Origin of the sequence: Candidatus Poriferisocius sp. (assembly GCF_965214065.1) — a bacterium.
Classification (GTDB): Bacteria; Actinomycetota; Acidimicrobiia; order Acidimicrobiales; family Bin134; genus Poriferisocius.
This window is the reverse complement of sequence record NZ_CBDCAT010000025.1, coordinates 247,110-267,506: the sequence shown is the minus strand read 5'-3', so window position 1 is coordinate 267,506 and position 20,397 is coordinate 247,110. Positions and strand designations below refer to the sequence as shown.

The following is a 20,397-nucleotide window of genomic DNA, read 5'->3' as shown; positions in this document are numbered from 1 at the left end:
GCTAGGCATCGACGCCCCTCGCGGCGTTGCTCCTCCTTGCCGTACGCTCCGGGTATGGCTGCGTCGGTGCGCCTTGCGAGGAACGCCGCTGCCGTCGCAATCCGCACCTGCCAATTCACAGACGGACCACTAGGAGGACTCATGGGTCGAGACGACTACGCAAGCTACGCCAAGCACTGGACAGCCCCCGACTACACCGTGGACGACAACGGCAAGGTGGTTGGCGGCTATGTGCCCGATGGACCCAACAACTGGGGGCGCTGGGGAGGCGACGACCAGCGCGGCACCCAGAACCTCATCGGGCCCGACCAACGGGTTCGGGCCGCATCGCTGGTGCAAACGGGAAGGGTTTTCTCCTTGGCCCTGCCCATCGACGCCAGCGGCCCCCGGTTCCATACCCGCCCGGCGCCGCTGCACTGGTTCATGATGTCCGGGTCCGACCAGGTGGTTGGCTCCCCTTATAGCGCGGCTGATCCCGACTTCCAGTGGAACGACGACATGTTCCAGATGCCCCTTCAGGGCTCCACCCAGTGGGACGGCTTCGCCCACGTGATCTACCGGGACACCATGTACAACGGCTACTGGGCGGGCAACGTCACTGCCTACGGGGGCGCCTCGGTGCTGGGCATCGAGAACCACCGGGAGAGCTTCGTGGGCCGGGCGGTGCTGTTGGACCTGGCCCGCAGCGAGGGCTTCGATCCGCTGGCGCCGGCCACGGTCATCGACTCGGCCATGCTGGATCGCTGTGCCGAGCTCCAAGGAAGCTCAGTGGAGCCCGGCGACATCGCTTTGATCCGCACTGGCTACATGGCCTTGTGGGATCCGGCATTCACCCCCGACCAACAAGGGGAGTACTTCGGCGGCTCGCCGGGCATCGGAGTGGACGCGCTCGACTGGTGCGATCGCAATGACATCTCGGCGATGGCTTCCGACACCATCGCCGTTGAGGTGCTGGTTCCCGAAGACCCCGAGGCCCGCAAGCACCCCGTCCACTGCGGTGCGCTGGTCGACCGGGGGCTGCCCCTGGGCGAGTTCTGGGTGCTCGACGAACTGGCTGCCGACTGCGCCGACGACGGCCGCTACGAGTTCATGCTGGTTGCCCCGCCGCTCAACATCCCCGGCGCGGTGGGCTCGCCCATAAATCCCATCGCCCTCAAGTGAGCATCCAGTGAACGGCGGCTCTCTTCCAGAAGAGCAAACATGACCGGAACACAGTGGTCATTACGTATAGTGCCCGGCCACTTGCAGAAGCGCTATGTGAGCGAGGGGTGGTGGACCGGGGACACTCTCGGTGGACGGGTGGCCGAGTGGCTGGCCGCCGCGCCCGATGCCGGGGTACACATCCATTCCCGAACCCACGACTGGCACGGCACCTACTCCGACATCGATGCCGAAGCCCGTCGGCTGGTGTCGCTTTTGCGCCGCGAGGGGATCGCACCGGGCGGGGTGGTGGCGTTTCAGGTCCCCAACTGGCGTGAGGCGGTGGTGGCCTTCACTGGGTTGGCCATGGGCGGCTACATCTTGGTGCCGATCACCCACATCTACGGTCGCAAGGAGGTGTCGTTCATCCTCAAAGAGTGCGGCGCGGTGGCCTATATCTCGCCGACGGCCCACGGCCATGTGGACTACTCCGACATCGTGGACCTCTCCGAGGGGGTTGGCCTTCGGCTTCACCTCGTGGTCGGCGACGGAGCCGGCCGGCCCGCTCCCGAAGGTGTGCGCCGGGTTGGGTGGGATGAGCTGGCGGGATGTGAACCAGCCGCCGAGCTGCCCCATCTGTCCGACGATGATGTGGCAGTGCTGGCCTACACCTCGGGCACCACCAGCGATCCCAAAGGCGCCATCCACGACCACCGCACTCTGCTGAGCGAGCTTCAGCACATGGCGGGGTGGATGACCAGCAATCGGCCCAACCTGATGGGCTCGCCGGTGGCCCATGCCACCGGAATGCTGGGCGGAGTTCTCGGCCCCCTGCACATCGGCAGCGACATCCATCTGACCGACCGGTGGGATCCGGGCCACGCCCTTGAGGTGATGCTGGCCTACGACATCGGCGGCGGGGTGGGCGCCTCGATCTTTCTCACCAGCCTGCTCGACCATCCCGACTTCACCCCCGAACACGCCGCCAAGATGAACCGGGTGGGGCTGGGAGGAGCTCCAGTGCCTGGCGCAGTGGGCCAGCGGGCCGAATCACTGGGCATCAAGATCATCCGGGCCTATGGATCCACCGAGCACCCATCGGTTACCGGCTTGCAGTACGAAGACCCGGCCGAGCTTCGCCACAACACCGACGGGCGGGCCCGGCCCGGAGTTGAGATGCGAATCGTCGACGAAGACGGCAACGATCTGCCCGCGTGCATACCCGGCGAGATCGTGACCCGGGGCCCCGAGCTGTGCCTGGGCTACACCAATCCCGACCTCAACGTCGCCTTCGACGACGACGGCTGGTATCACACCGGCGACATCGGGGTGCTCGATGAGCATGGCTGTTTGACCATCACCGACCGGGTGAAGGACATCATCATCCGCGGCGGAGAGAACCTGTCGGCAGCCGAGATCGAGGAGGTCATCGCCAGGGTGCCCGGTGTGGCCGAGGTGGCGGTGGTGGCCGCCCCCGACGAACGCCTCGGAGAGCACGCTTGCGCCGCGGTCCGCCTGCTGCCGGGGACCGACCCCATCGACCTGCCCGCCCTAATCCCCCACCTGGAGCAAGCAGGACTGGCCCGCCAGAAGTGGCCCGAGGAGCTGCGTGTAGTGGCCGACTTTCCCCGCACCGCTTCAGGCAAGATCCGAAAGATCGACCTGAGGGCACAGCTCCGCCAAGGCGCCCTCTAGCCTCCCGCCAGCAGGGAATCGCCGACCCTTACTCCCCGGGAAATCGCAGGCCGATCTGGTGGCGGATCTGGTCGAGGGTGCCCATGATCGACAGAGTCTCGGCGTGGGAGATCACCGGGCTCTCCAGTTCGCCAGCGGCCAGGCAGCGGTGGAACTCGTCCACTTGGAAACGGAGGCCGTCGCCCTCCCAGGAGCCGTCGATATCTTCCCGGTCAAATCCCCGAACCACCGTGAGCGACGCCGGGCAGTGCATGAATGCGGGGATCTCGATGGTGCCCTCGGTGCCGGCGATACGGGCGGTGCAGCCCAAATTGGTGGCGATGGCGGCCTTGACCACCGCAAGTTCGCCGCCGGCGTGACCCAAAACGGCGGCCACCTGCTCGTCCACCCCGGTCTCGCCGATCCGGCCCTGGGCCGCCACGCTGGTCGGCGGGCCGAGTACCAACGAGGCGAATTGCACGGGGTAAACCCCCAGATCCAGGAGCCCCCCGCCGCCCCGCTCGAGGTCGTACAGCCGGTGGTCGGGATCGAGCGGCTGGTGGAACCCGAAGTCGGCCTCCACCAGTTGGGGCTGTCCGATGGCCTGCTCCCCAAGCAGCTCGGCCAGCACCCGGTAAGCAGGGAGGAAGCGGCTCCACATTGCCTCCATCAGCAGCAGTCCCTGCTCCCGGGCGGTATCGATCATCCGCTGGCTCTGGGCCTGGTTGAGGGCGAACGGCTTCTCGCACAACACCGGTTTGCCCGCTTCCAAGAACATCAGCGTGTCCTGCTCGTGGCGAGACTGGGGGGTGGCCACATATACCGCGTCGACGTCTGGATCGACGGCAAGATCCTCGTAGCTGCCGTAGGCCGCGGGCGCCCCGTACTTGGCAGCGAAATCTGCCGCCCGGTCGGCCGAGCGCGATCCAACGGCGTGAAGCTCGGCGTCGTCTAGCAACTGGAGCCCGTTGGCAAACCCAACGGCAATGCCCCCTGGCCCGGCAATTCCCCATCGAACAGTCATGGCCGGACGCTACCGCGACAAGTGCTGTTGTAGGCCATTCCCCTACCCTGTGTCGCTGGAGGTGCCGATGCGATCGTCGTTCAATGCGGGCTGGCAAGTGCGACCCAAGCAAAACCCGTTTTCGGAGTTGACCGGGGCAAAGAGCACGCCCGAGCCGGTGACGCTGCCCCACGACGCCATGATCGGCACGGAGCGCGACCCATCCGCTTCCCACGACATCGGCTATTTCCCCGGCGGGGTGTGGGAGTACACCAAGGCATTCGAAGTCCCGGCCGAGTGGCGCGACCGCAGGGTCGCCCTTCAATTCGAGGGCGTGTACCGCGACACCATGGTCTATGTGAATGACGACTTCGCCGCTTCCGAGCCCAATGGCTATGCCGAGTTCATCGTCGACCTCGACCCGTTCCTGCGCTACGGCGAGGAGAACACCATCAAGGTGGATTGCCGGGCTGGCGAGGATTCCCGGTGGTATTCCGGCGCGGGCATCTACCGGCCCGTCCATCTGTGGGCGAAGAACCCGATACACCTGGCCATCGACGGGGTATGGATCACCACCCCGGAGATAGACGGCCACGGCGCGGTGGTGGAGGTTGCCGCCGAAGTGCAGAACGACACCGCCCACACGGTGACGGTACGAGTGTCGTGCGAGGTGCGCGACCCCGCTGGCGAGGCTGTCGCCTCGGGAAACATCCCTGTGACCCTTCGCCCCCACACCACAGCCACAGCCCGCCAGCGGCTGGCAGTAGCCGACCCGGCCCGTTGGAGCCCCGACCAGCCCCACCTCTACTCCTGCACCACCAAGGTGGCCGAAGCTGGCTCTGAGTTGGACTCCGACGTCACCGCCTTCGGCATCCGGTCGCTCCAGCTCGACCCAGCCCACGGTCTGCGCGTCAACAGCGAGACGGTGAAGCTGCGGGGCGCATGCGTCCACCACGACAACGGGCCCATCGGCGCCGCCACCATCAGCCGGGCCGAGGAGCGCCGGGTGGAGTTGCTCAAGGCCGCCGGGTTCAACGCCCTGCGAAGCGCCCACAACCCGATGAGCCGGGCCATGTTGGATGCCTGCGACCGCCACGGTGTGATCGTGATGGACGAGACCTGGGACATGTGGACCGAGAACAAGGTGAACCACGACTTCGCTCTTCGATTCGATGAGCGGTGGCACACCGACGTGGCCAACCTGGTGCGCAAAGACCGCAACCATCCCAGCGTGGTGCTCTACTCCACCGGCAACGAGATCCCCGAGGTCGGCTCGCCCCTCGGCGCCGCCCGAGCCCGCGACATCGCCGAGCACGTCCGCTCGTTGGATCCCCATCGCTACGTCACCACCGGGGTGCAGCCGATGCTGGCCATCCGCGGGCTGATTGCCAAGATCCCCGAGATCCTCGGACTGATGGAAACTCCGGACCCATCCGACGTGGCCTCACCCTCGCCCTCAGCTGAAGAGGCCGAGCCGCAGGGAGTCAACACCCAGATGGCCATGTGGGCCATGGTGAAGGACCAGGTAATGCAGTCGCCGATTATCGCCGATGGCCTCGAGGAGGTGAGCGCCTCGCTCGATGTGGTGGGCTACAACTACGTCTCCAACCGCTATCTCGTCGACCACGAGCTGTTCCCCAACCGGGTGATCGTCGGCTCAGAGACCAATGTGACCGACCTGGGCAAAGACTGGCCGGTCATATGCGCCCACCCCCATCTGATCGGCGACTTCACCTGGACCGGCTGGGACTACCTGGGCGAGGCGGGCATCGGCCGCATCGGCTACGACGACGAAGCCCCAGTGGACGCAGGCGTTCCCGGCGTGGTCGCACCGTTTCCCTGGCTGGTGGCCCACACCGGCGACATCCACATCACCGGAGTTCGGCGGCCAGCCTCCTATTTCCGGGAGATCGTCTTCGGTCTGCGCCAAGAGCCGTTCATCGCCGTGCAGCGGCCGACCCACGCCCACAAGCAGATCGCCTACTCCGGCCCGTGGTCGTGGAGCGACACCATCGACAGCTGGTCGTGGGACGGATTTGAGGGCACCACGGTGGACGTCGAGGTGTACTCGGCCGACGACGAGGTCGAGTTGGTGCTCAACGGCCAGTCACTGGGCCGCCAGACCACCGACGAATTCCGCGCCAAGTTCGCGGCGGCCTATGAGCCCGGCGAGCTGGTGGCCATCGCCTACTCCGAGGGCCAGGAAACGGCCCGGACCGCGTTGCGCAGCGCCTCGGGCCCGCTGCAACTGGTGGCCGAGGCCGACCGCGCCGAGATCACCTCGGGCGACACCGACTTGGCCTACACCTCTGTTCGCCTGACTGACGCCGACGGCATCGTAAATCCGGTGGCGAACCGACCGGTGAAGGTCACCATAGAGGGCCCCGCCGTCATCCAGGGCTTCGCCAGCGCCGACCACCAGTCCACCGAGCCCTTCGGGTCCGCTACCTGCACCACCTACGACGGCCAAGCCCTGGCCGTCATCCGCCCCACCGGCCCGGGAACGGTCGACCTCACCTTCTCCACCGGCGGCCTGGCTCCCGCAACCTGCCGACTCACCATCAACGAAGGCTGACCGCATGGACCAGGAGACCCTGCGCTGGCTGACCGACCCCGACTCGGGGTGCTGGGACGAGCTGGGTTACCAGCGATTCCCCCTCGGCGAGCCGGAATTGGTCGACACCGTGCCCCCGGTGATCGGCTGGGACGAGGTGCGCGACCACTACGACGCGGTGGTGATCGGCAGCGGAGCCGGCGGTGGCGTGGCCGCCCACGTGCTGGCCGCAGCCGGATGCTCGGTGCTGGTGGTGGAACGGGGCCGCCCCTACAAGTCAACAGAGATCGGCTGGGACCCAGTGCGCAACCACCGCACGGCGGTGTTCGGCTTCGGCGAGGGCGTAACGCCCGCCGGGAACCCCCGGGCAGTCAAAGACAATGACGGCGAGCAGGCTGTCGAACCCCACGACTTCCGCTACCACAACAACGCCGTGGTGCTGGGGGGCGGCCCGCGGTTGTACGGCTGCCAAGGGTGGCGATTCGCCCCCGAGACATTCCGCATGGCCAGCGAATACGGCGTCCCCGAGGGCTCCGCTCTGGCCGACTGGCCCATAACCTACGACGATCTCGAGCCCTACTACGACCTGGTGGAGTGGGAGGTGGGGGTGGCCGGCGCTCCCGGTCACACCGGCGACGGGCACCGTTCTCGGGGCTACCCGCTTCCCCCGTTCCCCCCCGACCGAGGGGGAGAGATGCTGGCCGAGGCAGCCGCTCGTCTGGGATGGTCCACCGCGCCCGTTCCCCTCCTGGTCAACTCGCGGCCCTACGGCGGACGTCCTGCGTGCGCGGGTTGCAGCCAGTGCGTCGGCCACCCCTGCCCGGTAGACGCCAAGAACGGGGTCCACAACACCCTGCTCCCCCGAGCCACCGCCGCTGGGGCCCACATCCTGTGCGACACCCTGGCTGCCCGCATCGACGACAGCCGAGGCGAGGTGGAACTGTGCTCCGAGCAAGGCCAGCGCACGGTACGGGCCGACCGGATCGTGCTGGCCGCGGGGGCGGTGGAAACCGCCCGGCTGCTGATGTTGAGCGGTCTGGGCAACGACTGGGTGGGCCAGTGCCTTCAGGGCCACACCTACGTGTTGGCCCATGGCCATGTGGACACCGACACCCCGCTCAGCGACGGCGTCGGCCCCGGCCTAGCTATGGCCACCCGGGAGCACTGCCACCACAACGACAGGATCATCGGCGGCGGCATGATCGCCGACGAGTACGCGGTGTCGCCGGCCCAGCACTGGGTGATGGGATCGTGGTTCCGACCCGAGCACCAGCGGGCGGCCGAGGCTGCCGGCGAGATCGACGAGTACGGCCGTCCCACGGGGGCCTCGGCCCGCCAAGCCCTGCGCGACACCTACCGCCGCACGATCATGATCATGGGCCCGATCCAGGAGATCCCCACCCGCTCGGCCGGGCTGGACCTGTCGGCTGAGGTGCGAGACCGCTGGGGCCTCCCTGTGGCCCGGTTCTTCGGCCTCCAGCACGAGGAGGACCTCCGCACCGCGGAGTTTCTGGGCGACCGGGCCAAAGAATGGATATCCGCCACCGGCGCCCGAGACGTGACCGGAGGCTCCATGGGATTCCAGATCCTGTCCGGCGGCCAGCACCAAGCCGGCACCGCCCGCATGTCCGACACCCCCGCAGGCGGCGCCGTCGACCCCCAGGGGAAGGTGTGGGGCTGCGAGCGGACCTATGTGGCCGACTCCTCCCTGCACGTCACCAACGGCGGCGTCAACCCCGTGCTGTCAATCATGGCCAACTCCTGGCGAGTAGCCGACCTGCTGTCCCGCTGAGCTCTCAGGGAGACCAGCTCAGGCGTTCAGGAGCTCCTCTTCGATGCGCTCGGCCATCACTTGTTGGGCCCATTCGATCTTGGTGGGCAGGTGCTCGGTGGGGAACAGGCCCTCGGACGGGCGGTAGTCCTTTAGCACCTGCTTGGCGATGGTGTCTTTGTGTACTTCGGTGGGGCCGTCAGCCACCCCGAAGGTGGGGGCCATCATCCACATGTTGGCCAGAGGGGTCTCGTTGGACATGCCCAGCGAGCCGTGGATCTGCATGGACCGGAAGACCACATCCATCAGCACCCGGGGAGTGGCCACCTTCACCCCGGCGATGTAGAGCCGGGCCTTGGAGGTGTCGGACTGGTCGATCTGCCAGGCGGCGTGGAGCACCTGCAAGCGGAACTGCTCGACCTGGATCCAGGAGTCGGCGATCATGTGCTGCACCGCCTGCTTCTCAGCCAAGAGCGACCCCTTTGTCTCCCGGCTGAGGGCCCGCTCGCACATCATGTCAAACGCCTTCTTGGCCGTGCCTACCGAGCGCATGGCGTGGTGTACCCGACCTCCGCCCAGGCGGGTCTGCGCGATCTTGAACCCGGCCCCCTCCTCGCCCATGAGGTTCTCGGCCGGGACGCGGCACTCGTTGAACCGCAAGTAGCTGTGGGAGCCGTGGCCGCGGCGCTCGCCGCCCACCCCGACGTTGCGGACCAACTCCAAGCCGGGGGCGTCGTGGGGCACCAGCATCATCGACGATCCCCGGTACACCGACACGTCCGGGTTGGTGATGAGCATGACGATGAGGAACTCGGCCCGGGGGTAGTTGGACGCAAACCACTTCTCCCCGTTGATCACCCACTCGTCGCCGTCGCGATGGGCGGTGCAGGTGAAGTGGTTGGGATCGGATCCGCCCTGGGGCTCGGTCATGGAGTAGCAGGTGGATATCTCCCCGGCCAGCAGCGGCTTGAGGTATTTCTCCTTCTGCTCGTCGTTGCCGTAGTGGGCCAAGATCTCGGCATTGCCCGAGTCGGGGGCCTGGCTGCCGAACGCCGAGGGTCCGAACGAGGAGCGGCCCAGAATCTCGTTCATCAGCGCCAACTGCACCTGGCCGAAACCCATGCCCCCCATCTCCGGCTTGAGGTGGCAGGCCCACAGCCCCCGGTCCTTCACCTTCTCCTGGATGCGGCGCAGTTGCGACTGCACCTCCTCGTCGGTCTTGTCGAACGGCGACCGCCCCCGGAAGTAGTGATCCAGCGGCTCGATGTCCGTGCGCATCAGCTCGGTGAGCCAGTCCAGGTGATCTTGAAATTCAGGGTCAGTAGAAAAATCCCAGGCCATCCTCCGACCCTAGATGAGCCGCGCCTAACGGCGCGCTTTGTCAGCGGATGGGAGCGAGGTGGATGGGGAAGGCTTCGCGGATGCGGGCGTCGGCTTGGGGGGTGATGTGTTCGGGCTTGGGGCGGCTGAGCACTTCGGTCACGTAGTCGTGGGCCACTTCGTCAATGAGGCGGGCGCCGGCGTCGGTCCAGTCGTCGGGGCTGAGGCGGTCGCCGATGAGGGGGTAGACGTACTCGGTCTGCATGAGCGACAGCGTCTGGGAGTGTCCCAGGAAGTGGCCCTCACCGTGTACCACATCGGCGATCACCTGGGCCGAAAGCGTCTCTGGGGTGATCTCGATGCCCCGCACGGTGCGGTTGATGGAGCCCAGCATGTCGTTGTCAATGACCAGCGCCTCCAGCGAGCAGGCCATGATGCTGGCCAGCATCCCGGCCGTCTCATTGATCATGTTGGCCCCGGCGTTGGCCGCCAGGGTGATGGCGTTGGCCTTCTCGGCACCGGCCTGGTTGTCGGGCAGCTTGGAATCAGCCATTCCTGCGGCCACCCCCGACGGCAGCCCCAGATAGTTCACCACTTGGGCGGCCGCCGCGTTGATGACGGCCTCTTCGCCGCTGCCTCCGCTCATCGCCCCGGTGCGCAGATCGGACACGAACGGCCACATGCCCATCACGCAAGGGTGACAGGGCACGAGCAGGTTCACCGCGGTCAATCCGGCCAGGCACTCGGCCAGGGCTTGAACCAGTGAGCCGGCCAGCGCCGCCGGCGAGGTGGCACCGGCCTGTCCGGCCGACAACAGATTCACCGGCATTCCCCGGCGGACCTGCTCGAACAGGCTCAGGGCCGACTCCTCGGCGAAGCGCAGCGGGGGTACCACGAAGGTGTTGTTGGCGATACAGAAGGGGCGGCGGGCGAACTCCCCCTCGCCACCCAGGGCCATGTCGAACAGGTCCACGCACTCGTGTACGTGGTCGGGGTGGAACATGGATGTGCCGATCGGCTTGGTGGTGCCGGCCATACAGGCGTAGGCGGTATTTATGTCCACCTCCCGGGCGGTCTCCATATCCCGGGCCACCAGCGTCCGTACGAATACGTGGATGTTGTCGAGGGTGTCGGCCACCCGGGCCACATCGTAGAGGTCGGCCAAGGCGCTGGGGCGGAAGCGCTTGGTGTCGTGGTCGAGCATCATCACCGCCGCCCCGCTGGTGCAGAAATGGACCCGGTCACCGCCGATCTCCACGCCCCGGTCAGGGTCGAAGCCGTGCAGGGTGAACTCCTTGCAGGCGCCGTCCACGATCCGCTTCACGAGGTCGGAGGGGAACCGCAGCCGCTCGTCGTCACCCATCTGGCCCCCGTTGGCGGTGACCACCTCAATGATCTCCGGAGTGGCCTGCCCCATGCCCAGATCGGCCAGCAGACCAAGGGCTGCTTCGAAAACGTCGTCGCACTGGCCTTGTGAAAGGGGCTTGTAGGCCCCACCGGCCATCCCCGGCCGCACCGCCCGGGCGTCTTCAGCCGGCGGCGCCTCCCGCATGGCCACCCGGGCCGCCCTTCCTCCTGCTCGTCGCGCCATATCAAGCCCTCGGTTTCTCATTGTTGGGGTCGTAAGCCGGGCCGTCGAGCACCATCGCCGGACGGCGGTCGCTCATAAGCTGCACTTCGAATTGGGTGCCCGGCGCCTTGTACTGGGGTTTCACATAGGCGAAGGCCAAGCCGCGCCCGGTGGTGTGGCCCCATGTGCCCGAGGTGGTAAGCCCGATGAGCTCTTCGCCGTCGTACACCGGCTCGTTGCCCCGGCAGTCGTTGTCGGTGGTGTCCACCTCGCAGTACACCAGGATCATCTCGATGTCGTCGCCCATGGCCAGCCGCTCCTCGGAGGCCTTCTTGCCTTGGAAATCTCCCGACCAGTCCACAAACCGGCCCAGGTCGGCCTCCACCGGGGTGATCTCGGTGGTGAGCTCGAAGCCCATCGCCTTGTAGGCCTTCTCGATGCGCATGGTGTTCATGGCGTAGGCGCCGTAGTGGACCATGCCCTCCGGCTCGCCCGCCTCCACCAGGGCGTCGTACAGCTCGGCGGTTTGCTCTTGGGAGTGGTGCAGCTCCCAGCCCAACTCGCCCACATACGACACCCGCAGGGCCAGACACGGCACCCCGGCCACGTCGATCTCCTGGCCGGTGAGCCAGCGGAATCCGGGAGCGGTCAACTCGGCGTCGGTGAGCTGGGCCAGTATCTGGCGGGACAGAGGGCCCGACACCGCCAGGATGCCCATGTCGTCGGTGCGGTCAACCACGGTGATGTCCTTGCCGGATTGCACATGGTGGACCAGCCAGTCACGGTCGTGGAACTGCCCGACGATGGCCGAGTTCAGGTAAAACCGGTCGGGGGCCAGCCGGGTGATGGTCATCTCGGTCTCGATGCCGCCCAACTCGGTCAAGAAGTGGGTTAGGCGCATCCCGCCGTCTTTGGCCGGCATACGGTTGGCGGTAAGGCGGTCGAGCAGCGCTTCGGCGTCGGCGCCGGTCACCTCGAACTTGGAAAAAGCAGTGAGGTCGGCGATGCCAGCTCGCTCCCGGGTGGCCCGGCACTCGGCGCCCACGATGTCGAAGGCGTTGGAATGCCGGAAGGTGTGGGCCTCGGGCTCGCCGTAGTACTGGGGGCGCTCCCAGCCGAAGATCTCCATCCACTGGGCACCCCGGGCGTCGAGCCGGTCGTAGATGGGGTCGGTCTTCTGGGGACGGCCGGCGAAGCGCTGCTCGCCGGGCAGGCGGGTGGCGTACATCTCGTGGAACTCGTCGATGGCCTTCTCGATGGCGAACCGCCCAGTGGGGCCACAGTGGTCGCCGAAGCGGCGGGGATCCATCTCGGCCACGTTGATCTCGGTCTGGCCGTGCACCATCCACTGGGCCAGGTACTTGCCCGCACCGGGACCCTGGGTGATCCCAATGGACGCCCCCGCGCACATCCAGTAGTTGCGCAGGCCGGGCGCCGGTCCCATGATGTAGCCCGAGTCGGGGGTGTGGGTGATCGGCCCGCTGACCACGGTCTTGATGCCGGTGTCGGCGAAGGCCGGTATCCGCTTGCCGGCTTCGATCAGCCAGGGCATGAGCCGGTCGAGGTCGGGCGGAGTCAGGTAGAAGTGCTTGTCCCAGTCGATACCGTCGATGCCGTAGGTCTGGGCGTCGGCCCGCTCGTAGGGGCCTACCAGCAGCGAGTCGATCTCCCGGCGGTAGTAGGCCGACGCCCGGGGGTCGCGGATCACCGGCGGGTCGAAGTCGCCCAGCTCCTTCATCTCGGCCATGGCCCCGGTGATGAGGTACTGGTGGATCACCGACACGATGGGCACGTCTAGGCCCACCATGGCGCCGAGCTGGGGGGCGTAGCAGCCGGCCGCGTTCACGACGTGCTCAGCGATGATGCGGTGGGTTTCGCCTTTGACCTCGCAGATCACCTCCCAGCGGTGGTCGGGGAGCTGGTTCATATCGGTGACCAACGTGTGCCGATAGACCTCACCACCTAACTGCCGGGCGCCTTTGACCATGGCAGCGGTAACGCTGGACGGGTCGGTCCAGCCGTCGTGGGGGGTCCAGCAGCCCATCAGCACGTCGGAAACGTCCATGAACGGCCAGTGGTCGAGAATCTCGGAGGGCTCGATGAGGTGGTTCTCGATCCCGACCAAGTCGAGCATGCCGCTGACGTAGCGGAACCAGTCCACCTGGTGGCGGTCCAAGGCCAGGCGAATGGCCCCGGTGCCGTGCCAGCCGCTGGCCAGCCCGGTCTCTTCCTCGATGCGGGCGTAGAGATCGGGGGCCACCGCATGGCACTTGGCCATGTTCAGGCTGCCGATAAAGTGGGGAATGAGGCCCGCGGCATGCCAGGTGGACCCCGACGACAGCTCGCCCTTCTCCACCAGCGCCGTGTCGGTCCAGCCCTCATGCGCCAAGTGGTAGAACAGGCCCGCTCCCATAGCCCCACCGCCGATGATCACAACCTGGGCTTCATCGCGCATTGGCTGGCCGCTCCTTGAGTCTCAGAGTCGAACCCGCTCTTTGCGGGGATCGTAGAACGAACGAAGGGACGCCGAGGCGGCAATCCGGCGGCCAGCCACCTCGATCTCGAATTGGCCGGCTTCCAGCCAGTCTTTGGTCACGCCGTCGGGGCATTCCACATAGCCCATGGCCAGCGCTCGGCCCTCGGTGTAGCTCCACATGCCGCTGCTGGTGCGGCCCGCGATCTCGCCGTCCCGAAAGATGGGCTCGTCGTGATACAGCAGCCACTCGGGGTCTTCGAGGCGGAGCTTGATGAGGCGCTTGGTGCGAGGCGGTTCCCGCTGGGCGGCCAGCGCCTCTCGGCCCCGGAAACCACCGGCTTTGTCCCACGCCACCGCAAACCCCAGCCCGGCCTCCAAGGGGGTGTCCTCGTCGGTGATGTCGTGGCCCCAATGGCAGTAGCCCGCCTCCATGCGTAGCGAGTTCATGGCGTGATAGCCGGCCGGGCGCAGCCCCAAGGGAGTGCCCGCTTCAACCAAGGCGTCGTACAAGGCGACGGCCTTGTCGCGGGGCACGTATAGCTCCCAGCCCAGCTCGCCCACGTAGGTCATGCGCAGCGCCAGCAAATCGGCGCCGGCTGCGCACAGGTCTTGGGCGGCGCCGAACGGGAAGCCGTCGTTGCTGAGGTCGGCGTCGCAGATCTGGCTGAGCACCGCCCGGGAGTTCGGCCCCATGAGCCCGAGCACCGCGTATTCGTCAGTGACATCGCTGATGGCCACGTTGCGGCCCCGGGCCGCCCGGCGCAGCAAGGCCCAGTCGCGGGTAGCAGTGCCCGCGGAAGTGATCACCCAGTAGGAGTTCTCGCCCCGGCGGGTCATGGTGAGGTCGGCCTCGATTCCGCCGTGGTCGTTGAGCCACTGGGAGTAGACCGAACGGCCCACCGGCACATCCACCTCGTTGCCGCTGATCCAGTTGAGCAGGGCCATGGCGTCAGGACCCTCCACGGCGAACTTGGCGAACGAGGTCTGGTCGAACAGGCCCACCGCGTTGCGCACCGCCTCGCACTCCACCCCGCTGGCCTTGAACCAGTTCTGCGGTCCCCAGCTGTAGTGGTATTCCCGTTCCTGCCCGGACTCGGCGAACCAATTGGGCCGCTCCCACCCCCCGACTTCGCCGAACACTGCCCCGGCCGCGTCGATACGCTCGTGCAGCGGCGACATCCGGATGCCCCGGGCCGTCTCATACTGACGGAACGGCCAGTGCATGGCATACAGCAGCCCCAGACTCTCGGGGATGCGGGCATCGAGGTAGGCGGGCTCGCACTGGAATCTGAACGAGCGGCGGATGTCCACTGCCGAGAGGTCCATGGGCGGGTGGTCGTCGACGATCCAGTCGGCCAACACCCAGCCCACTCCGCCCGCCGACTGGATGCCCACCGAGTTGAACCCCGCAGCCACAAAGCAGCGGTCCACCTCGGGCGATTCCCCCAGGTAGTACACCCCGTCGGGGGTGAAGGCCTCGGGGCCGTTGAAGAACAGTTGCAAGCCCGCCTCCCCCAGCACCGGCATACGACCGATGGCCCGCTCGAAGATAGGTCCGACGTGGTCCCAGTCCTCCGGCAGGGTCTTGAACTGGAGGTCTCGAGGGATGCCGTCGAGGTTCCAGACCTTGCCCCGGGGCTCGAAGAAGCCGGCCATTATCTTGCCGGTCTCCTCCTTGAAGTAGGTGTAGTTAGACGGGTCGCGCACCGTGGGCATGTTGGGCTGTACGCCCTCGATGGGCTCGGTGACGATGTAGAAGTGCTCGCAGGCCTGCACCGGCACGCTCACCCCCGCGGTGGCGGCAAGCTGGCGGGTCCAGATGCCGGCGGCCAGCACCACGGTCTCGGCCTCAATCCGGCCGGCCTCGGTGTCCACCCCCACCGCCCGGCCGTCCTCCACTACCACTCCGGTCACCGCGATGCCCTGCACGATGCGGGCACCTTGGGCCCGGGCGCCCTTGACCAGGGCCATGGTGGTGTCCACCGGGGAGGTGATCCCGTCTCGGGGGATGAACAGAGCGCCCACCAGGTCGTCGATGTTGAGCAGAGGGCACAGCTCGAGAGCCTCGTCGAGCTCGATCTCGCGGATGTCCACCCCCACGGTGCGGGCCATCGACATGCCTCGCAGCAGCTCCTCCCACCGCTCTTGGTCGGCGGCAACCGAGATGGATCCCGGTGCCCGGTAGCCGGTGGCCTGGCCGGTTTCGGCTTCGAGCTCTTCGAACAGCTTGGCCGAGTAGGTGGCCAGACGGGTGAGACTGTGGCTGGACTTGAGTTGGCTGACCAGCCCCGCAGCATGCCAGGTGGTGCCGCTGGTGAGCTGCCCCTGCTCGATGAGCAGCACGTCGGTAACCCCGCGGTGGGTGAGGTGGTACGCGATAGAACAGCCGACGATCCCACCACCGACGATCACCACCTGGGCCCGATCGCCGAGATCAACCATCACACCTCATAAGCGCTCCAGTGCTACAAGGTTGTCTGCGGGTTCATTGAAAGCCCTGGCCTCGCAGTGGGTGGAGAAGAAGGTCTAGCGCTACATGATTGCCAGGGGATTCACCGGCGAACCGGTGCCGTAGCGTAACACCAGCGGGGCGCATACGTATTGAAATTCCCAGCGGCCCAATTCGGCGCAACGGGCGGCCGCCGCCTCGAAATCGGCGTTGTCGATGATGGGCATGCCCATATACGGCAACAGGATGTGGTGGACGTGCAGCGCGATGCGGATGGGCAGCGGATTGGGTATGCCCTGGTCGTCTTGGGGTGCGTCCTGGAAGTCCCAGGTCAAACAGGAGGCGTCGGACTCGTAGAGGAATTCGATGGCCGAAGCATGCACCCCGGCATTGGATCCCATCCCCTGGGAGGTGCCGGTCTTCTCGAAGTACACGTCCATGCCGCTGCGGATGCACACCGCATCGCCGGGCCGGGGCTCGATTCCCTGCGCCGCGGCCACATCGGCCAGCTCCCAGCCGTGGACCGGCTCGCCCGGCGCCACATAGTCGGTGCCCCGGAAACGGGGGACGTCGTAGAGGACCCCCCGGGTGACGATGCCGTCGCGCCAGTAGTCGATGGTGCCGGTGTGCTCGGCGGGCATAGGGGGCTTTGCGAACTCCTTGCCGTTCCAGAACTTGCCCCCACCGTCCACCGGCAGGTGGCACAGGGCGTCGATATGGGTCTGCACGAAGCCGTGGATGAACATCCCGAAGTAGTCGGCCATCGCCCCCGAATCCCCCGCGCCCACGAAGTGATGGGCCGGATAGGGGTTGGCCGGGCCAGCGTGGGTGTCGATGGGCCGGCTCATCGACACTGCCTCACCGGTCTGCACCAGGGCGGCCGCGGCCCGACGGGCATCGGGGGTGATGTGGTTGAGGGTGCCCAACTCGTCGTCGTCCCCCCAACGGCCCCAGTTGCAGAACCGATCCCGATAAGCGGCGTACTCTTCAGCGGTCGGCGGCGTGCGGTCACTCAGTCCCATAAGGCAGTCTCTATCACAATGAACGGCAACGAGCAGCAAGGCAATCGGGTAGCGAATTGACCTTCGACTACGACCCGTTCTCACCGGAGGTGGCCTCTGATCCGCTGCCCATCTACCGGGAGCTGCGGGCCGCCGGCGGGGTGCATCGGCTGGAGCAGTATCACGGGTGGGCGCTGCCCCGCTTCGCCGAGTTGTGGGAGGTGAGCTGCGACCGGGAATCGTTCACCATTGCCGAGGGGCCGGTGTTCATGCGAGATCAGGTGCTTCAGCCCGCCGCAGCCGAGCTCGGCCCGCTGCCGGCAGGGCAGTTCCTCAGCTTCTCCCAGATGGACCCGCCGGCTCACACCCAGATCCGCAAGATCCTCTATCCTCCGCTGCGTCCACGGCCGGTGGCCGAACTGGAGGCTGAGCTGCGCCGGGTGGCGGCCGATTGCGTGGAGGCTGGCCTGGAGCGCGGTCGGTTGGATGTAGTGACTGAACTGGCCTCGCCGGTGTCGGTGGCCGGCACCTCGCTGGTGCTGGGGTTCCCCTTTGCCGACGGGGAGAAGCTGGTGGACTACGCCAACCAGACCATGCGCTACGACGACCGCGCCCCCGCGGCCCGAGCCAAGATTCAAGAGTACCTGTGCAGCTTCGTGGCCGAACAGCGGGCTGGAGACTGCCCCGAGTACATCGAAGCCCTGCTGGGAGTGGACTTACTGGGCCACCCTTTCGACGACCAGGACGCCGCCATCCAGCTCTCCACTCTGTTCACCGGCGGGGTGGAGACCACTCCCAAAGTGATGGCCGGCGGCTTCATCCACCTGGCCGCCGAAGGTGACCAGCGGGCCGCCCTGGCTCAGGATGCATCGCTCAGCGGGGGCGCTTTCGAGGAAATGCTGCGCCTGGAGGTGCCCATCCAGCACTTGGGCCGCACGGTGAGCCGACCCACCGTGATCGGCGGCCAGGAGATGGCCCCCGGCGACCGGGTGTTTCTGCTGTACCAGTCGGCCAACCGCGATGAGCGGGAGTTCGGCCCCAGCTCCGAGAGCTTCGACATCCACCGGCGCCCGCTCCGCCAGCTCGGCTTCGGCCACGGATTGCACTACTGCATCGGCGCCCATCTTGCCCGCCTTGAAGGCCGGGTCATCATCGAGGAAGCCCTGGCCCGCATCCCCGACTTCGAAGTTCCCGCTGAGGAGGTGGTCCGCCTGCCCGGCTCCTTCCAGCAGGGCTACGCCTCGGTGCCGATCGTCTTCTGACCTTCGGTTATGACAGAGCTACTGGAAGGCGGGCCAGACCTCGCAGGGTGAGCCGGTCCTTCCATGGAGGATCATCCTCCAAGGGAGTCCAGGTCCCGAAGCGGTCGAGCAGGCCGGCCAATACCACTTGACCTTCGAGGCGGGCCAGCGAAGTGCCTAGGCAGTAGTGGATGCCTGATCCGAATGACAGCAGCGGTGCGTCTTGGCGGGTGATGTCAAACCGGTCGGGATCGTCGATCACCGAGGGGTCGCGGTTGGCGGCAGCCAGCAGAGTCATCACCATGCTGCCCTTCGCGATGGAATGCCCGCCAATCTCCACCTCTTCGAAGGTGTAGCGGGCGTCCACTTGCACCGGAGGCTGATAGCGCAGCACCTCGTCCACCGCGCCGGGGACCAGCGACCGGGCGGCCCGCAATCGGGCCAACTGGTCGGGATGGTGCATCAGCGTATGGACCATGTTGCCGATGAGGTTGGTGGTGGTCTCGAATCCCGCAGCGTAGATCAGCGACAAGGTGAGCCCGATCTCTCTCTGGGTGAGCCGGTCTTCTCCATCGCTGGCTGCGATCAGCGCGGAGAGCAGGTCATCGCTGGGCTCGGCCCTCCTCTGGTCGATCAGATCGTTGAAGTACCCGTCCACCTTGACCGCGGAGGTCTCGGCTCGGTCCAAATCCGCTTGGCTGCGGTTCGGCTCAAGGGTGCCGGCCAGATCCGATACCAGCGGCCGCAGCCAATCGCGGTCAGCCCGGGGAACCCCCACCAGCTCGCTGATTACGTTGGCTGGCAAGGGGAAGGCCAGCTCTTCGATCAGGTCTCCCCCGCCGGAAGCGGCTAGCGAATCAAGCAATTCGGCGGTCATTTCCTCAACCGCCGACCGCAGGCCTTCAACCCGTCGGGGGGTGAAGGCCCGGCTGACCAGCGAGCGCAGACGAGTGTGGTCGGGCGGGTTCAAGAACAAGAAGGTCCGCTCTTCCTGGGGCGTGCGCACCCTCTCGGCAGTGAGCGTCGGAACCTCGTCGCCCGGCTCAGCGTTGCCCATCCGGGGGTCCCTCAGCGCCATCCGGCAGTCGTCGTAGCGGGTGAGGACCCAGTAGTCGGCGAAACTCAATTTGTGGACCGGTGAGGTCTCCCGCAGCTCCGCCAGCAGCGGATAGGGATCGGCTATGACTCTGGGATCGGTGACGAGCCGAATTATCAGCTCGTCGCTCATGGGCGGGGGCTGTGGACTCGGCCGAAGGTGTAGGCGTCGGGCCAGCCCCGTCGGGAGAGGTTGGCCTCTTGGCGAGCGATGGCCGCGGGGATGTCGGTCGGCTGCCAGCCCTCGACCAGTGACTCGCCCATGAGATCGCGCACCGGTCGATCCAGCTCCACCAAGAGTTGCAGGCTGAAGGCTATGCGCCCGGTGAGCACGTCGGGGTCGCCAGTGAGTAAGGCCAATGCGGCTTCGGCCATGGTCTCCAGCGGCTCGAACATCTCCTCGTCGATCCAGCCGCCTTCAACCAACGCCGGAGTGGCGATAGCCGCCTGGGGAGTAAGAGCGTTCACCGCCACACCCTGCCCCTCGCACTCGCTGGCGGCAGACACCGTCAGCTTGTTCAACGCCGCCTTGGGCGCCCCGTAGACAAAGCCAGCTTTGGAGGGCTTGCTCGACGGGAACGGGGGTCCGGGCGGCAACTCGGCCGAAAAGGTGGTGAGGTTCAGGATCGCACCGCTCCCCCGCTCCCGCATCCCGCCGATGACGGCCCTCATCAACTCCCAAGGCGCCCACAAGTTGACTTGCAGGCTCAGCTCGAGCTGCTTGGGAGTGACCTCTTCAAAGGGGTAGTACCCACCAAAAGCGGCATTGTTGACCAGGATGTCTATGGGGCCGAATGCCTCCTCTGTCTTGGACACCAACTCCGTGCGTGCTCCCGTCGGATCGCTGAGATCAGACGGAAGCACCAGGCACTCCCCGCCGAAAGACTCGATGCGGCTCTTGGTGGCGGCTAAACCCTGCTCATCGCGGGCGGTGATGGCCACTCGGGCGCCCTCGGCGGCCAATCGCAGCGCGATAGCCGTGCCTGTGCCCCCCTTGCTCGCGCCGGTAACCAGCGCAACCTTGCCGTCGGTGGCCCGTTCTGCCATAGCCTTGCCTTCCCGAGTGAGACTCTCAGCGAGCCTACGTCAACCCATGATCCGAG

The 20,397-nt window shown here is 66.7% G+C and carries 13 protein-coding genes; 5 read left to right on the top strand and 8 right to left on the bottom strand.

What is annotated here, in order from left to right; genetic code table 11:
- Positions 1-141: 141 nt before the first annotated feature.
- Entirely contained in the window at positions 142-1,161 is a 1,020-nt protein-coding gene (locus ACOOGG_RS04030; RefSeq protein WP_420432539.1) for a cyclase family protein, read from the top strand.
- Positions 1,162-1,257: 96 nt separating this feature from the next.
- Positions 1,258-2,835, top strand: a complete 1,578-nt coding sequence (locus ACOOGG_RS04025) for an AMP-binding protein (RefSeq protein ID WP_420432537.1) — start codon at positions 1,258-1,260, stop codon at positions 2,833-2,835.
- A 28-nt stretch (positions 2,836-2,863) separates the two neighbouring features.
- On the opposite strand, the gene ACOOGG_RS04020 is transcribed toward ACOOGG_RS04025, so the two are convergent.
- Positions 2,864-3,838, bottom strand: coding sequence for a Gfo/Idh/MocA family protein (locus tag ACOOGG_RS04020; protein WP_420432535.1), 975 nt, complete (start codon positions 3,836-3,838; stop codon positions 2,864-2,866).
- On the opposite strand from ACOOGG_RS04020, the gene ACOOGG_RS04015 reads away from it, so the two are divergent.
- Together ACOOGG_RS04015 and ACOOGG_RS04010 are read left to right on the top strand one after the other, a co-directional pair.
- Positions 3,837-6,392, top strand: a complete 2,556-nt coding sequence (locus tag ACOOGG_RS04015) for a glycoside hydrolase family 2 TIM barrel-domain containing protein (protein WP_420432533.1) — start codon at positions 3,837-3,839, stop codon at positions 6,390-6,392. The two genes, ACOOGG_RS04020 and ACOOGG_RS04015, sit on opposite strands and share 2 nt — an antisense overlap.
- A gap of 4 nt (positions 6,393-6,396) precedes the next feature.
- On the top strand, positions 6,397-8,163 hold the full coding sequence (locus tag ACOOGG_RS04010) for a GMC oxidoreductase (protein WP_420432531.1): 1,767 nt from the start codon (positions 6,397-6,399) through the stop codon (positions 8,161-8,163).
- An 18-nt stretch (positions 8,164-8,181) separates the two neighbouring features.
- Here the strand turns inward: ACOOGG_RS04010 and ACOOGG_RS04005 are convergent, their stop codons facing one another.
- The 5 genes from ACOOGG_RS04005 to ACOOGG_RS03985 all read right to left on the bottom strand — a co-directional run bounded on the left by ACOOGG_RS04005 (position 8,182) and on the right by ACOOGG_RS03985 (position 16,979).
- Entirely contained in the window at positions 8,182-9,483 is a 1,302-nt protein-coding gene (locus ACOOGG_RS04005; protein WP_420432529.1) for an acyl-CoA dehydrogenase family protein, read from the bottom strand.
- Between the two features lie 40 nt (positions 9,484-9,523).
- On the bottom strand, positions 9,524-11,053 hold the full coding sequence (locus ACOOGG_RS04000) for a trimethylamine methyltransferase family protein (RefSeq protein WP_420432527.1): 1,530 nt from the start codon (positions 11,051-11,053) through the stop codon (positions 9,524-9,526).
- Between the two features lies 1 nt (position 11,054).
- A complete protein-coding gene (locus ACOOGG_RS03995; protein WP_420432525.1) occupies positions 11,055-13,487 on the bottom strand; it encodes an FAD-dependent oxidoreductase in 2,433 nt (810 codons plus the stop codon).
- Between the two features lie 21 nt (positions 13,488-13,508).
- Positions 13,509-15,950, bottom strand: coding sequence for a GcvT family protein (locus ACOOGG_RS03990; protein ID WP_420432523.1), 2,442 nt, complete (start codon positions 15,948-15,950; stop codon positions 13,509-13,511).
- A 90-nt stretch (positions 15,951-16,040) separates the two neighbouring features.
- Positions 16,041-16,979 (bottom strand): cyclase family protein, encoded by a 939-nt coding sequence (locus ACOOGG_RS03985; RefSeq protein ID WP_420432521.1) that lies wholly within the window; start codon positions 16,977-16,979, stop codon positions 16,041-16,043.
- Between the two features lie 56 nt (positions 16,980-17,035).
- Here ACOOGG_RS03985 and ACOOGG_RS03980 point away from each other — a divergent pair, with 56 nt between their 5' ends.
- Entirely contained in the window at positions 17,036-18,220 is a 1,185-nt protein-coding gene (locus ACOOGG_RS03980) for a cytochrome P450 (protein WP_420432519.1), read from the top strand.
- Between the two features lie 7 nt (positions 18,221-18,227).
- On the opposite strand, the gene ACOOGG_RS03975 is transcribed toward ACOOGG_RS03980, so the two are convergent.
- Together ACOOGG_RS03975 and ACOOGG_RS03970 are read right to left on the bottom strand one after the other, a co-directional pair.
- Positions 18,228-19,427, bottom strand: coding sequence for a cytochrome P450 (locus tag ACOOGG_RS03975; protein ID WP_420432517.1), 1,200 nt, complete (start codon positions 19,425-19,427; stop codon positions 18,228-18,230).
- Positions 19,424-20,341: an SDR family NAD(P)-dependent oxidoreductase gene (locus tag ACOOGG_RS03970; RefSeq protein ID WP_420432515.1), complete on the bottom strand. Its 918-nt coding sequence runs from the start codon at positions 20,339-20,341 to the stop codon at positions 19,424-19,426. The genes ACOOGG_RS03975 and ACOOGG_RS03970 overlap by 4 nt, the downstream gene beginning before the upstream one ends.
- Positions 20,342-20,397: the final 56 nt, after the last annotated feature.